This window comes from Tistrella mobilis KA081020-065, assembly GCF_000264455.2.
GTDB lineage: Bacteria > Pseudomonadota > Alphaproteobacteria > Tistrellales > Tistrellaceae > Tistrella > Tistrella mobilis.
This window is the reverse complement of sequence record NC_017956.1, coordinates 2,928,686-2,943,358: the sequence shown is the minus strand read 5'-3', so window position 1 is coordinate 2,943,358 and position 14,673 is coordinate 2,928,686. Positions and strand designations below refer to the sequence as shown.

The window sequence follows — 14,673 nt, the reverse complement described above, 5'->3', positions numbered from 1 at the left end:
TGCCTGTCCGGAAGACGAGGTCTGCTGGAGCGGTTCGATGACGGATATCCTGGAAGGGGATGAGGCCCCGGTGCTGATCTATGGCGCCACCGGCGGTGTGGGATCGGCTCTGGCCCGCCTGCACCCCATGCGCCGGCTGGGTGAGCCCGAAGATGTGGCGGTGATGATGGCCCTGCTGCTGTCGGCCCGCGCCGGGTGGATCACCGGCCAGGTGATCGCGGTGGATGGCGGGCGCGGCGCCCTGCATGTGAAAAGCTGACCGCGCATGGCCCGGACGCTGCGCCTGGTGCTGGGCGACCAGCTGAGCCGGGGGCTGACTGCGCTCGACGGCGCGCAGCCCGGCGAGGCGGATGTGATTCTGATGGCCGAGGTCGCCGAAGAGGCGACCCATGTGCCGTCCAGCCGGGTGCGGATCGCGCTCTTCCTGTCGGCGATGCGCCATTTCGCCGATGATCTCGTGGCCGGGGGGCTGACGGTCGACTATGTGGCGCTGGATGATGCCGGCAATACCGGCAGCCTGGCGGGGGAGCTGACCCGCGCCATCGCCCGGCACGGCACCCGGCGGGTGGTGATGACCGAAGCCGGCGACTGGCGGGTGGAACAGGCGCTGATCCGGGCGGCCGCAGCCGCGGGCGTGGATCTGGACATCCGCCCCGACACCCGTTTCCTGTGCAGCCGGAATGATTTCCGCGACTGGGCGCGCGGGCGCCGCCAGCAGCGGATGGAGCATTTCTACCGGATGATGCGCCGCCGGACCGGGCTGCTGATGGCCGATGACGGCGACAGCCCGGCGGGAGCGCGATGGAATTTCGATGCCGAGAACCGCAAGCCCTTCGATGCGAAGGCGGCGGGCGGGCGTCCGCCCGTACCGGCGGGCTTTCCGCCCGATGAGGTCACCCGTGCGGTGATCCGGCTGGTCGATGCGCGGTTCGGGGCCCATGTCGGCGACACCGCCGGTTTCGACTGGCCGGTGACCAGGGCCCAGGCGCTGGCGGCGCTGGAGGATTTCATCACCCGGCGGCTGGAGCGGTTCGGCGACTATCAGGATGCGATGGCCGCGGGTGAGGAGGTGCTGTTCCATGCCCGGATCTCGCCCGCGCTCAATCTGGGCCTGCTGGAACCGCTGGAGGTCTGCCGGCGGGCCGAGGCGGCATGGGCGGAGGGGCGTGCGCCGCTCGCCGCGGTCGAGGGCTTCATCCGCCAGATCCTGGGCTGGCGGGAATATGTCCGCGGGATCTACTGGCTGGAGATGCCGGGCTATGCCGCGACCAATGCGCTCGACGCAACCCGGCCGCTGCCCTGGATGTACTGGTCGGGCGAGACCGACATGGCCTGCATGGCGGCGGCCCTGGGCCAGACGCTCCGCACCGGCTATGCCCATCACATCCAGCGGCTGATGGTGACGGGCAATTTCGCGCTGCTGACCGGCACCCGGCCGGAGGAGGTCGCCGCCTGGTACCTGGCGGTCTATGCCGATGCGGTGGAGTGGGTGGAGCTGCCCAATGTCCAGGGCATGGCGCTGCATGCCGATGGCGGGCGGATGGCGAGCAAGCCCTATGCGGCGGGGGCCGGCTATATCTCGCGCATGTCGGATCATTGCCGCGGCTGCCGCTATGACCCCAAGCGGCCGACCGGCGATGGCGCCTGCCCGTTCAATGCGCTCTACTGGGATTTCCTGATCCGCAACCGCCGGCGGCTGGACGGCAATCCGCGGCTGGCGCTGGCCTATCGCTCGCTGGACCGGATGGCCCCGGCGCGGGTGGCGGCGCTGGAACGCCAGGCTGCGGATTTCCTGGCCCATCTGGACCGGCACGGCAGCGACCGGGGCTTCGGCCGACCGACGGACGCCCCGACGGATGCCACAGGGGATCTTTTCGCATGACCGACCGGATGAATGCCGGGCTGGACGCCTGGTGCAGCTTTTTCGAGAGCCTGTCGCCGGAAAGCCTGGACCGGATCGGCGATCTGGCGGTGGCGGAGCTGCGCTTTGCCGACCCGTTCAACGACGTGACCGGGCGCGATCGGGTGAAGGCGCTGCTGGCCCATATGTTCGAGACGCTGGAGGTGCCGCGCTTCCGGGTAACGGCCCGCGCCTCAGACGGCGCCACGGGCCTCATCCGCTGGCGGTTCACCGCCCGGCGCAAGGGCCGAACGCAACCCTTCACGCTGGAGGGCATGAGCGAGGTGACGCTGGCGGAAGACGGCCGGGTGCTGGCCCATATCGACCATTGGGACCCGGCGGCACAGCTTTACGAGCGGGTGCCGGTGCTGGGGGCGGTGCTGCGGATGATCCGGCGCCGGCTGGCGGCGCCGGTCTGAGCGGCGTCGCGCTGGCCGATCACCCCTTGACCATGCGGGCGGAGAGCGCCAGCCACCAGCGGCTGGGCAGGAGGCGGGCGGCGACCAGCAGACCGGTGAAGCGCTTCGGGAAATGGATGTGGAAATGGCGTGAGGCCAGGCCGTCGCGCATCGCCCGGGCGGCGGCCTCGGGCTCGATCATCGCCGGCATGCGGAAATCGTTCATGTCGGTCAGCCGGGTGCGCACGAAACCGGGGTTGATAACGCGCACGTCGATGCCGCGCGGCGCCAGCTCCACCGCCAGGGTTTCGGCCAGATTGTAGAGCCCGGCCTTGGAGGCGCCATAGCCGATCGCCCGCGGCAGACCGCGATAGGCCGAAGCGCTGGCGGTGAGGGCCAGCTGGGGCGCGTGGCCGCGTTCGAGCAGGGGCAGGGCGGCAGCGGTGACCCTGAGACCGCCGGTCAGGTTGACCTCGATCATCTTCGCGGCCTTTTCGACATCGAATGTGTCGATGCCCATCGGCCAGTAGACGCCGGCGGTATAGATCACATGGTCGACGGCGCCCCAGGCGGCCTCCAGACGGGCGGCGGCGGTGGTGAGGGCGGCCTGATCGGTGGCATCGACGGGAAGCGCCAGGGCCTCGGGGCCGAGATCGCGGGCCAGTGCCTCCAGCTCGTCCACGCGCCGGGCGCTGACCGCGAGCCTTGCGCCGTCGGCGGCGAGCAGGCGGGCCAGTTCGCGGCCGATGCCGTCGCTGGCGCCGATCAGCCAGACCCGCCGGCCCTGCCAGCTTTCCAGCCGGCGGAGCAGGGGGGCGGTGCGTCGTCGGTCATCGGCCATGGGCCATCTCCACCTGAACCACGTCGATGCGGCCGGTCTCGAACCCGGCGGCGCAATAGGCGAGGTAGTACCGCCAGAGCCGGATGAACCGGGTGTCGAAGCCGGCCGCCAGCACGCGGGCGCGGGCGGCATCGAAGCGGGCGAGCCAGGCGACCAGCGTGCGCGCATAGTCGCGACCGAAGGCGAATTCATCGGTGACGGTCAGCCCGACCGCGGCGGCCTGGGCGCGGATGACCGTGCGGGTCGGCAGCATGCCGCCGGGGAAGACATAGCGCTGGATGAAATCCGCCCCGCGCCGGTAGCGCTGGTAGTGCCGCTCGTCGATGGTGATCGCCTGGACCAGGGCCCGGCCGCCCGGCGCCAGGCGGTCGGCGAGGGTGCGGAAATAGGTCGGCCACCAGCGCTCGCCCACCGCCTCGATCATCTCGATCGAGACGATGTGGTCGTAGCGGCCCTGAAGGTCGCGATAGTCGCGGAATTCCAGATGCGCCCGATCGGCCCAGCCGCCGTCGCGGGCACGGGCGCAGGCATGGTCCAGCTGGGCGCGGCTGATGGTGATGCCGTGGACGTGATGGCCGCGGGCGGCGGCGCGTTCGGCAAAGCCGCCCCAGCCGCAGCCGATCTCCAGCACCCGGCCGGGGCTGTCGAGCCCTGCTTCCGCCAGGGCGATCCGGTCGAGCAGGCGGTCGTATTTGGCGGCCTGGGCCGCCGCCAGATCGCCGGTTCCGTCCGGCCCGTAGATGCCCGAGGAATAGGTCATGCTGTCGTCGAGCCAGAGGGCGTAGAAGCTGTTGCCCAGATCGTAATGGGCGTGGATGTTGCGCTTCGAACCGCGCCGGCTGTTGCGGCGGAACAGGGCATGGGCCATCCAGCCCAGCAGACGCGCGGTGCGCCCGCCCGAAAAGCCGCGGGCGATCACGTCTTCATTGCGGGCGAGCAGGGTGAGCAGGGCGACCAGATCGTCGGTATCGACCGCGCCGTCCATATAGGCCTCGGCAAAGCCGACCGCGCCGCGCTTCAGGCAGCGGCGGACCACCGACCAGTCGGTCAGGCGCAGCACCGCATGTTCGCCCGGCGTGGCGCCCCGCGCTGTGACCTTGTGCCCGTCGGGCAGAATGACCGTCAGCTCGCCCACGGCCCAGCGCCCCAGGATGCCGCTGAAGAAGCCCGGCAGATCCAGACCGGCAAGGCCGGCCGGGCCTGCGAAACCGCTTCCCGGGGACAGACTGTCCGTGCTCATCGGGTCGTCTCCTCCATCGGTGGGGCCGGGCGGCGGTGAAACCTGGTGCCGCGCAGCCAGAGCCTGAGCGCCTGCCAGTGGATCCGCGCCACCACCTGGAGCGTCATCACCGGCATGGACGCCAGCAGCCGGGCGGCATTGGCAAAGTCGAGCGGGCGGCGCTTCAGGGTGACGGCGGTCAGCAGCAGCGGACCGGCCGCATCGTGATAATCGATCGCTGCCGCGATCATCCCGTCTTCCACCCGGAAGCGGAAGAGGTAGTGACCGTCGACGGCACAGAAAGGCGAGACGTGGAACACCTTGCGGGCCGTGATCCGGTCTTCCGGCAGGATCGGCCGGCCGTCGTCATGGGCCACGAGATAATTGTGCCGGTCGCCGAAGGTGTTGTTCACCTCTGCCAGCACCGCCCGTAAACGGCCGTCGTCATCGCGCACGAACCAGAAGCTGACCGGGTTGAACACATGCCCGAAGACCCGGGGATGGGTCATCAGCAGCACGTTGCCGGTGCCCAGATCGCCAAGGCCGAAACGGTCCAGAATGTCCTGAAGCCAGGGCCGCCAGGGGCTGCCGTCGCGGGGGCCGTGATCGCGGGTGAGCAAGGCGAGCGGGCGCAGACGGTCCACCCCGAACAGGGCGTTGCCGGCCCGGTCGATCCGGTCCAGGGGCAGGGCGACGTAAAAGGCCGGATAGACGAAGGCATTCTCCCGCGGCCGCAGCCGCCGGTGCATCACCTTCGCAGATCCGAGCCCGCCTTCGATCCTCATGCGGCCTCCGGTGGCTGCAGCGAATGAACCGTCACGGGTTCAGGATGGGGGCAATGCGCGGACAATTCCAGACGTGGCGTCGCCGGGAGTGCCGCCTATTCCGCAGCCAGGGCCCAGCTGCGGCTGCGGGCCTCGATCCGCGCGGGCAGGGCGGTCAGGGCCGGCAGGCGACGCAGGGTCGCCTCGCCCAGCAGCTCCGGCCAGGGCAGGTCGGCGCCGGCCATGACCGCCGCGGCAAGGCCGCTCGCACAGGCATCCTCGTGGAAGCCGAAGCCGAAATGTGCCCCGGCGAACCAGACACCGCCGGTGCCCTGGATGTCGGCCAGGGCCGGCTGGGCCGCGATGGCGGGGCCATCGAAGACCGGATGGGCATAGGTGATGTCGGCGATGACGTCCCGCGGCTCCACCGGCGGGTTCAGGGTGACGAAGAGGTCGGTTTCGGTCGCGAGCGGCTGCAGGCGGTTCATCCAGTAGCTGACCGCCAGCTGCTCAGTACCGCTGCCATCGGTATGGCCCAGATAGTTCCAGGAGGCCCAGGCCCGGCGGCGGCGCGGCATCAGCCGCGCGTCGCGATGCAGCACCGCCCGGTTGGGCTGATAGCCGAAGGCCATCAGAACCCGGCGTTCTGCGGCATCCGGACGGTCGATCAGGGCCAGTGCCTCGTCGGCGTGGGTGGCGAGGATGACGGCCGAATAGGTCTCGGCCATGCGGCCGCGGCATTTCACCATCGGCCCGGCCGGGCTGCGGATCACCGCCTCCACCCCCGCCGAGGTTTCGAGCGTGATCAGCGGATGGGCCAGGACCCGATCGGCATAGCTGCGCGTGCCGCCGGCCACCGTGCGCCAGACCGGCCGGCCGCGATAGTCGAGCAGGGCATGGTTGCGGAAGAAGCGCACGAAGCTTTCCGCGGGGAACTCCAGCAGGGTCGCGATCGGCGCCGACCAGATCGCCGCCCCCATCGGCAGCAGATAGCGGCGGGCGAAATCGGTCGAGAAGCCGTTGCGGCCGAGGAACCGCCCCAGGCTTTCGGTGCCGTCGACGGCGAGCGCCGGGGCCTGGCGGTTGAAGCGGTGCATGTCGCGCAGCATCCGCCAATGGCTCATGTCGATCAGGTTGCGGCGGGCGGCGAACAGCCCGCCGGCACTGCCGCGATATTCATAGGCGCCCCCCGCCAGGCTGACCGAAAACGACATGTCGCTGGCGGCGGTTTCGGTGTCGAGCGCCCCGAACAGCCGGACCAGGTTGGGGTAGTTGCGCTCGTTATAGACGATGAAGCCGGTATCGACCGGCACCGGATGCGGGCTGCCCAGCGCGGGGCCGGCATCGATGGTGTTGATGTGGCCGCCAGCACGGGGCGCGCGCTCCATCAGCGTCACCGGCCGGCCGGAACGGGCCAGCGCCCAGGCGGCGGCGAGCCCGGCCCCGCCGGCGCCGATCACCGCCACCGGCCGCAGGCGTTCGGCGGTCCCGCCCGCCTGCTCGATCTCGTTCAGACCGTACATCCGGCTCACTCCTTGCGGGTCTGCGCATACCCCGCAAGCGCACGCTCGCGGGCCTGATCGTGATCGACGATCGGGGCGGGATAGGTCTGGCCGGGCCTGATGCCGGCGGTGGCGAGGACGGAGGCGGGGGCCGTCCAGGGTTTGTGCAGATAGCGGTCGGGGAGTTTTGCAAGCTCGGGCACCCAGCGGCGGACATAGGCGCCGTCGCCGTCGAACCGCTCGCCCTGCAGCACCGGGTTGAAGATCCGGAAATAGGGGGCGGCATCGGCACCGGTGCCGGCCGACCATTGCCAGCTGGCGGTGTTGCTGGCCGGATCGGCATCGACCAGCGTGTCCCAGAACCAGGCCTCGCCCGGCTTCCACCAGATCATCAGATGCTTGACCAGGAAGGACGCGACCACCATCCGCACCCGGTTGTGCATCCAGCCGGTGTGCCAGAGCTGGCGCATGCCGGCATCGACGATCGGATAACCGGTCCGGCCGCGCTGCCAGGCATCGAGTGCCGCGGCATCTTCTCGCCAGGGAAAGCCGGTCAGCGTCTCTTTAAGGTCGCGTGCCGGCAGATGCGGGAAATGATGCAGCAGGTGATAGCTGAATTCGCGCCAGCCCAGCTCGGTGAGGAAGGTGTCGGCCGAGGCCCGTGCCGGCCCCGTAAGACCCTGGGCCTCGATCGCATGGTGGACGGCATGCCAGACCGTGCGCGGGCCGATCTCGCCGAAGCGCAGATGCGGCGACAGCCGCGAGGTGGTCTCCCCCGCCGGCCGGTCGCGATCGGGCTTGTAGCCGGTGAGGGCGCGGTTCAGGAAGCCGGCCAGACGGTCGCGGGCGCCGGCGGATCCGGGCGTCCAGCTGGCGGCGATGCCGCCCGCCCAGTCGATCCGCGGCAGCAGGTCGAGAGCTGCGAGCGGCACGCCTTCGGGCGCGTCTTCGACCAGGTCCAGCCGGTCGGGTGCCGCGAGCGGCGGCGGGATCTCACCCTTGTCGCGGGCGGCGCGCCAGAAGGGGGTGAAGACCTGATAGGGGCCGCCGGTCTTCGTCTCGATCGTCCAGGGCTCGTGGAGCAGCAGGGCGTTGTGGCCGGCCATGTGGATGCCATCGGCCTTCAGCCGCTCTCCGATCGCCCGGTCGCGAGCGGCGCCTTCGGGATCATAGACCCGGTTGATCAGCACGGCCCCGGCCCCGATCCGGCGGGCGAGCGCCGGGATCTCGCGCGCGGCCGGCCCCTTCAGCAGCAGCAGCCGGCCGCCGATCGCGCGCAGATCGGCATCGAGCGCCAGGAGCGACCGATGCAGCCACCAGCGCGCCGCACCGCCGAGCGGCCGCGGCGCCGGCACGTCGTCATGGGCGGGATCGTCGTCTTCATGGACATAGACGCAGACCAGCCGGCTGCCGCTCCGGGATGCGCGGTGAAGCGCCGGGTTGTCGGCGATGCGCAGATCCTGGCGGAACCAGACGATCAGGGGACGGTCGGTCATCGGGCCTCGGCGGGCAGGGACGTGACTGGCATGCCGGCATCTCCGGCAGGGTTCACGTCACTATACGGACCCGCTCCGGTGGCGGATCACCCAGTTCCGCGGCAGGCCCGGTTCAGCCGCGGGCGGCCCGGGATGTCCTGGTGGTGAGCACCAGCCCGGCCAGGATGGCGATACCACCGACCAGATGATGGGGCCCCAGCCTTTCGCCCAGAAACAGCATGCTCCAGACCGGTGTCAGGATCGGCATCAGATGCATGAACAGCCCGGCGCGATTGGGGCCGATCTTCGCCACCGCCCCGTTCCACAGGATATAGGCGATGATCGAGGGGAAGATCGCGACATAGGCGACCGCCGCCACCGTGGTCGCCGAGACCACCGGCAGGCGGCCGTCGAGCACTTCGGTCAGCGCCAGCGGGCTGAGCGCCAGCATGCCGATCAGCATATTGGCCCAGAGCAGCGAAAAGGGGTGCAGCCAGGCCGGCTTGAAGCGCAGCGCCACCGAATAGACGCCCCAGGACAGCGTGGCGCCCAGAATCCACAGATCGCCCGCGCCGATCTTCAGATGCAGCAGCGCCATGGGGTCGCCGCCGGCGACGATATAGGCGACGCCGCAGAAGGAGACGATGATCCCGGCCAGCTGGTTGCGGCCCAGCCGGTCGACGCCGGCCAGCGCCGCCATCACCGCGATCGCGATCGGCATGGTGGCGTTCAGGATGACGGCGTTGATCGCGGTGGTCCGCTCCAGCGCCAGATAGACGAAGGTGTTGTAGCCGGCGACCGAGGTCAGCCCCATCAGCAGCAGCTTGGGCCAGGCCCGGATCAGCCCCGACCGGTCGCGCAGGACATGCGGCCAGGCGATCAGGCTGAACAGCAGGAAGGCGAAGAACCAGCGCAGGAAAGACAGCGTCAGCGGCGGGATCTGCCCGGCCACCGCCCGGCCGACCACGAAGTTGAACGACCAGAAGGTGACGGTCAGCACCAGTGCCGCCATGGCGCGGCGGCGGGTCGCGGTATCTATCGTGGCGTCGGTTGCGGCGCGGGGGGTATCCGATGCCACTGTCTGACCTTCCCGAAACACTGCGGCACCCGATATCCGGGGCCCGAACGACATGAGGCGCCGACCTTAACGGGTCGGCGCCTCATGGTCGAGACCGGGCTGTGGCAAGTCCCCGAACCGACGGCACGACGTCCGGGATATGCTGCGCTGCAGCACGGATATGCGGGGGCGTGGGAACTGCCGGAAGAGATGTCCGGTCAGCGGGCGGCGAGGCCGCCATTGGTGCCCTGGTGACCGCCGAACAGGCGGCCGATACGGGCGAAGAGGTTTTCGATCGACTGGGCGAAGGCGCGGGCGCGCATCTGGCGGGCTTCGCGGATCAGCGCGTCGATTTCGTCCTGAGAGGGGACCTGGGCGATCTTGGTGGCGGCCATGGGGTAAGGCTCCGGTTTCAGTCGGCTCCGGGGCGTCCGTGACTGTCGGGCGCCGCGCCGGAGCGGTCGTGTTCGATGACTGAAAGGTAGGCCTGCAGGCGGCGTTTGCCCAATGCGCCTTTTGCAATGCAGCACATACTTCCGGACGTATCCCGGCTTCCGGACGTATCCCGGCTTCCGGACGTCTCAGCGCTTCCTGCCGCCGGGCGGGATGCCCGCCGCAGCCAGCGCCGCCGGCACATGGCGCTGCATGATCATCGCGATGACCTTCTCGCGGCCGCCGGCAAAGATGTTGGGCAGGGCGATGTCGACCTCGACCCTGCCGTCGTCGAGCCGCCGGCCCCCCGGGCCGAACAGCCGGGCGGGGCCGGGGCGGCCGGTATGGACGGCGGGGTCGATCCTGACCGCGAGCACGATGCCCATGAACCAGGCGCCGAGCGCGGAGCGGCGCATCTGGACATCCGCCCAGGGGATCGGCCGGTCGCTGCCGAGGAAGGGCGCGATCAGCCCGTCTGCCGCCAGCACCATCACCGGCCCCGGGCGGCGGACGAGATCGATCACCGTCCAGACCAGCATCCCGGCGATGCCGGCGAGCAGGGCCGAGAACACCAGCAGCGCCGCCGGATCCTCGATCGCGCCGCTGAGCCCCTGGACCGCGAACCAGGCACAGGCGGCGATCCAGACCAGCCCGACCACCAGCAGGGTGGCGATGCGCATCGGGCTTTTGGCCACGGCGATTTCGGGGAACGACGTGGTCCTGGCGCGTCGGGTCATGATGCCGCCTCTTCGGACGTGCCCGCCGGCGCTGCCTCGGGCTCGGCACTCTGCTGCGCCCAGAGCCGGGCATAGAGCCCGCCCGCGGCGACCAGCTCGTCATGGCGGCCCTGTTCGACCGCCCGTCCGTCTTCCATCACCACGATCAGATCGGCATCGACGATGGTCGACAGGCGGTGGGCGATGACCAGCATGGTGCGGCCGCGCCCGGCCAGCGCCAGCCCGTCGCGGATCGCGGCCTCGGTGCGGGTGTCGAGGGCCGATGTCGCCTCGTCGAAGATCAGGATCGGCGGATCCTTGAGCAAAGCGCGGGCGATCGCCACCCGCTGCTTCTCTCCGCCTGAAAGCTTCAGCCCGCGTTCGCCCACCCGGGTTTCCAGCCCGTCGGGCAGGCTGGCGAGCAGGGGCCCCAGCGCCGCGCGGTCGAGCACGGCGCGGATCTCGTCGGGCGTCGCATCGGGGCGGCCATAGGCGACGTTGTAGCCGAGCGTGTCGTTGAACAGCACGGGATCCTGCGGAACCATGCCGATCGCGGCCCGCAGGCTTTCCTGGGCGACGGCCCCGATCTCCTGGCCGTCGATCAGGATCCTGCCGGAGCCGGGGTCGAAGAAACGGAACATCAGCCGCGAGACCGTGGATTTGCCGGCGCCCGAGGGGCCGACGATGGCGACCGTGCTGCCGGCGCGGGCGGTGAAGCTCAACCCCTTCAGGATCGGCCGGCGCGGATCGTAGCCGAAGACGACGTCTTCGAACCGGATCTCGCCGCCGGTGACCCGAAGCGGTGGGGCGTCCGGGCGATCGGCGACCTCTGGCGCGACCGCCGCCAGCGAGAACATGGTCTCCATATCGGTCAGCGACTGGCGCAGCTGCCGGTAGACGAAGCCCAGCACGTTGAGCGGCACATAAAGCTGGATCAGATAGGCGTTGACCGCGACGAAATCGCCGATGGTCATGCTGCCGTCGGCGATGCCGCTGGCCGCCAGCAGCATGATTGCGACCAGCCCCGAGGCGATGATCAGCCCCTGGCCGACATTGAGACCCGAGAGTGAGAGCTGGGCGCGGACGGCGGCGGTTTCATAGGCGGCGAGCGCACGGTCATAGCGCTCTGCCTCGCGGGTTTCGGCGCCGAAATACTTCACCGTCTCGTAGTTGAGCAGGCTGTCCATCGCCCGGCCGCCGGCTTCCTGGTCGCGTTCGTTCATCACCCGGCGATGAACGACGCGCAGCTCCGAGACCCGGATGGTGAAGGCGACATAGATGCCGACGGTGGCGAGCGTCACCGCCGCGAAGCGCCAGTCATAGAGCCGCCAGAGCACCACCGCGACCAGGCAGAGTTCGATCAGCGTCGGCACGATGCTGAACAGCACCGTCGACAGCAGGAACTGGATGCCCTGGACGCCGCGCTCGATGGCGCGCGCCAGCGCCCCGGTGCGCCGCTCCAGATGGAAGCGCAGGCTCAGCCGATGCAGGTGGCGGAAGACGTCGAGACCGGCGGCGCGGGTGGCGTTCTGGGCGACGCGGGCGAAGACCGCGTCGCGGACGTCGCCCAGCGCCTGGCCGGCCAGACGCGCCACGCCATAGGCCAGGATCAGCATCACCGGTACGGTGACCGCGGTCGCGGCCGTGCCGGCCCCCGTGCCCAGCGCATCCACCGCCTGTTTGTAGAACAGCGGCACGGTCAGCATCGCCGCCTTGGCGCCGACCAGCGCCAGCAGGGCGAACACCACCCGCATCTTCATGTCCCGGCGGCCGCGGGGCCAGAGATAGGGCAGAAGATCGCGGGCGGCGGCGAATTGCGGGCGTTCCACCGGTGCCGGCGGCAGATCGGCGGGCAGGCCCCCGCCGCGGCGCATGCCACGGCTCATGCGGCGGGTCCGGTGTCGGGGCTGGCGGTGGTTACGGTGTCTCGATCTGCGAACATCGGGCCTTCATAGGGGCTGGGGCGTTCCGCGGCGGCGGTGGCCGGATCGACGCGCCGGATGTCGACCAGACAGGTCTGGGCGGCCGGCGCCTGGGCGATCGGCGAAGAGCCGGCATCGCGGGTGAGCAGGTTGGGATTGCCGTGGCGGCAGACCGGCCGGCCGGCGGCATCCTTCAGGGTGGGAGAGGGATCATACCAGGCGCCGGTCGGCAGGGCCGCCACGCCGGGCATGATGTCGGTGGAGAGGCGGGCCGCGGCAAGGCAGGCACCGCGATCATTCCAGATCATCACGCAGTCGCCGTCGGCAATACCGCGGGCGGCGGCATCTTCCGGATGCAGCATCACCCGCTCGCGCCCGTCATGCTTGGCCGCAAGCGAGGGGGCGGCATGGTCCAGCTGGCCGTGCAGCCGCGTCGCCGGCTGGGGCGATAGCAGATGCAGGGGGAAACGGGCGGTGAGGTCGCTGCCCGCCCATTCCGCCGGCGGCTGCCAGCAGGGATGGCCCGGAAGCCCCATCGCCGCGATCCTGTCCGATGCCAGTTCGATGCGCCCCGAAGGCGTCGGCAGCGGGTCGGCCGCGGGATCGGCGCGGAAGCGGGCAAGCCTCCCGGCGCGGGTGCGGACGGCATCGGGCAGGGGGGGCGGGTCGATGCGGCCTGCGGCGCGCAGCCCGGCCAGATCGGGAAGATCGTCGGTGCCGCTGCGGGCGCGGTCCCAGAGCCGGGCGAGCCAGGCTTCGGCGTCGAGCCCGTCATCGAAGGCTGAGCGGCAGCCCAGCCGGTCGGCGATGGCCGCCAGGATGGCGTGATCGTCGCGGGCCTCCGCCACCGGCGGCACCAGCGCATCGGCGGCGATGATCGTGGGGCCCTGCAGACCGCCCGCGATATCGGCGCGTTCCAGCGGCCCGGTGGCGGGCAGGACCAGATCGGCGCGGCGGGCGGCCTGGGTCCAGACCATATCCTGCACGATGATCGTGCGCGGCACCGCCCAGGCGCGGATCAGCCGGTTCAGATCCTGATGATGGTGGAAGGGGTTGCCGCCCGCCCACCAGACCAGCCGGATATCGGGGGCGGTGATCCGGCGGCCGTCGTGATCGATGGTGGCGCCGGGGGCGAGCAGGATGTCGGCGAAGCGCGAGACCGGCACCTCCATGCCGTTGGGGTTGGGCAAGGCCCCGATCAGCCCCGGGCGGCGCCCGGTCTGGGGCAGGCCGAAGCCGCCGCCGGCGCCATAGCCGATGCCGACCCCGCCGCCGGGCAGGCCGATCTGGCCCAGCGCCGCCGCCAGGGCATGGGCGGCCCAAACCGCCATCTCGCCATTCTGGTGGCGCTGCACGCCCCAGGCCATGGCGATCACCGCCCGGCGGCCGGCGAGCCTTCGGGCGAGGGCGGTGATGGCGGCATCCGCGATGCCGGTGATGCCGGCCGCCCAGGCCGGGGTTTTGGGCGGCGTGCCGTCGCGGCCCAGGATATGGGCTTCCAGCACCGGCCAGCCATGGGTGAGCCGGTCCAGCGCCGGCCGGTCGATCAGCCCTTCGCTGACCAGCACATGCAGCAGAGCCAGGATCAGCGCGACATCGGTGCCGGGGCGGATGCGGAGCCATCGGGCCCGGCCGGCCGCGGCCGCATCATCGGCCATCGGCGCCACGGTGACCATGTCGAGGCCGCGATCGAGCGCGCGTTCCAGCGCGGCACCCACCCGGTGGCCGGGGATGCCGCCCCAGTCGAGCTGGGTGTTGCGCAGCGGGATGCCGCCGAAGCTCAACAGGATGTCGGTCGTGGCCGCGATCTCGTCCCAATCGGGGGCGGCGGCGCCGGCGGCGGCGAAATCCAGCCCCAGAACATGCGGGATCATCCGCTCGGCCGCGCCGTGGGAATAGGTGCCGACCCCCATGGTGAAGCCGCCGGCGGCGGCCAGCAGCCGGTGCAGCTGGGCGCGGGCACGGTGGAACCAGCCGGCGGAGCCCCAGCCATAGCTGCCGCCATAGATGGCGGTGGGGCCGTGGTCGCGATGGATGCGGGCCAGTTCGGCGGCCGCCAGATCCAGCGCCTCGTCCCAGGGCAGTTCCACGAAGGGGGCCTCGCCGCGCCCGGTCCCTTCCGGATCGCGGCCCGCTTCCACCGCCGCAAGCCAGGTGCTGCGGGCGGCGGGGCGGCGGATGCGCAGCCGGTGATCCACCTCCGCCAGCGCCAGGCCAAGCGGCGTCGGCGCCGGATCCGCGGGATCGGGCGCAAGCTGCGGCCGGCCGGCCGCGTCCAGGCCGGCCTGATAGGGCCCGTAATGGGTCATCAGCCAGCGGGTCGGATGGGTACCGGTGGCGCCCGGTTCGATGGAACGATCACTCATCCCCTCAGACTAGCTGCGCCTGCGGTCCGCTGGAAGCCTCCAGCTTTTCCCCCGTTCTGGTGGAGAAGTCTGTGGACAACG

Annotated in this window: 13 protein-coding genes; 3 read left to right on the top strand and 10 right to left on the bottom strand. The window is 70.8% G+C overall.

The features are described 5' to 3' along the window. The first annotated feature begins 37 nt into the window (after positions 1–37). Genes TMO_RS13430 through TMO_RS13420 form a run of 3 tightly spaced genes read left to right on the top strand, consistent with a single transcriptional unit; the run spans position 38 to position 2,319 of the window. A complete protein-coding gene (locus tag TMO_RS13430; RefSeq protein ID WP_014746179.1) occupies positions 38–259 on the top strand; it encodes an SDR family oxidoreductase in 222 nt (73 codons plus the stop codon). A gap of 6 nt (positions 260–265) precedes the next feature. After that, the gene (locus tag TMO_RS13425) at positions 266–1,882 is read left to right on the top strand and encodes a cryptochrome/photolyase family protein (RefSeq protein WP_014746178.1); all 1,617 of its coding nucleotides are present in this window, start codon (positions 266–268) and stop codon (positions 1,880–1,882) included. Next, positions 1,879–2,319: a nuclear transport factor 2 family protein gene (locus TMO_RS13420; RefSeq protein ID WP_014746177.1), complete on the top strand. Its 441-nt coding sequence runs from the start codon at positions 1,879–1,881 to the stop codon at positions 2,317–2,319. Before TMO_RS13425 ends, TMO_RS13420 begins: the two co-directional genes overlap by 4 nt. Before the next feature lie 19 nt (positions 2,320–2,338). Here TMO_RS13420 and TMO_RS13415 read toward each other — a convergent pair whose 3' ends face one another. The 10 genes from TMO_RS13415 to TMO_RS13375 form a co-directional block, all read right to left on the bottom strand. Then, the gene (locus TMO_RS13415) at positions 2,339–3,139 is read right to left on the bottom strand and encodes an SDR family NAD(P)-dependent oxidoreductase (protein ID WP_014746176.1); all 801 of its coding nucleotides are present in this window, start codon (positions 3,137–3,139) and stop codon (positions 2,339–2,341) included. Next, on the bottom strand, positions 3,129–4,379 hold the full coding sequence (locus TMO_RS13410) for an SAM-dependent methyltransferase (RefSeq protein ID WP_014746175.1): 1,251 nt from the start codon (positions 4,377–4,379) through the stop codon (positions 3,129–3,131). The genes TMO_RS13415 and TMO_RS13410 overlap by 11 nt, the downstream gene beginning before the upstream one ends. After that, the gene (locus tag TMO_RS13405) at positions 4,376–5,143 is read right to left on the bottom strand and encodes a DUF1365 domain-containing protein (protein WP_014746174.1); all 768 of its coding nucleotides are present in this window, start codon (positions 5,141–5,143) and stop codon (positions 4,376–4,378) included. The genes TMO_RS13410 and TMO_RS13405 overlap by 4 nt, the downstream gene beginning before the upstream one ends. A 95-nt stretch (positions 5,144–5,238) precedes the next feature. Beyond that, complete coding sequence (locus tag TMO_RS13400) at positions 5,239–6,645, bottom strand: NAD(P)/FAD-dependent oxidoreductase (RefSeq protein WP_014746173.1); 1,407 nt, start codon at positions 6,643–6,645, stop codon at positions 5,239–5,241. Between the two features lie 5 nt (positions 6,646–6,650). Beyond that, positions 6,651–8,120, bottom strand: coding sequence for a cryptochrome/photolyase family protein (locus TMO_RS13395; protein ID WP_014746172.1), 1,470 nt, complete (start codon positions 8,118–8,120; stop codon positions 6,651–6,653). A 112-nt stretch (positions 8,121–8,232) separates the two neighbouring features. Further along, positions 8,233–9,177 (bottom strand): DMT family transporter, encoded by a 945-nt coding sequence (locus TMO_RS13390; protein WP_014746171.1) that lies wholly within the window; start codon positions 9,175–9,177, stop codon positions 8,233–8,235. 197 nt (positions 9,178–9,374) lie between these two features. Further along, the gene (locus tag TMO_RS31695; RefSeq protein WP_014746170.1) at positions 9,375–9,551 is read right to left on the bottom strand and encodes an RSP_7527 family protein; all 177 of its coding nucleotides are present in this window, start codon (positions 9,549–9,551) and stop codon (positions 9,375–9,377) included. A 186-nt stretch (positions 9,552–9,737) separates the two neighbouring features. Beyond that, complete coding sequence (locus TMO_RS13385) at positions 9,738–10,325, bottom strand: hypothetical protein (protein ID WP_014746169.1); 588 nt, start codon at positions 10,323–10,325, stop codon at positions 9,738–9,740. Then, positions 10,322–12,190: an ABCB family ABC transporter ATP-binding protein/permease gene (locus TMO_RS13380; protein WP_228382225.1), complete on the bottom strand. Its 1,869-nt coding sequence runs from the start codon at positions 12,188–12,190 to the stop codon at positions 10,322–10,324. Before TMO_RS13380 ends, TMO_RS13385 begins: the two co-directional genes overlap by 4 nt. After that, positions 12,187–14,592, bottom strand: coding sequence for a molybdopterin-dependent oxidoreductase (locus TMO_RS13375; RefSeq protein ID WP_014746167.1), 2,406 nt, complete (start codon positions 14,590–14,592; stop codon positions 12,187–12,189). Before TMO_RS13375 ends, TMO_RS13380 begins: the two co-directional genes overlap by 4 nt. Positions 14,593–14,673: the final 81 nt, after the last annotated feature.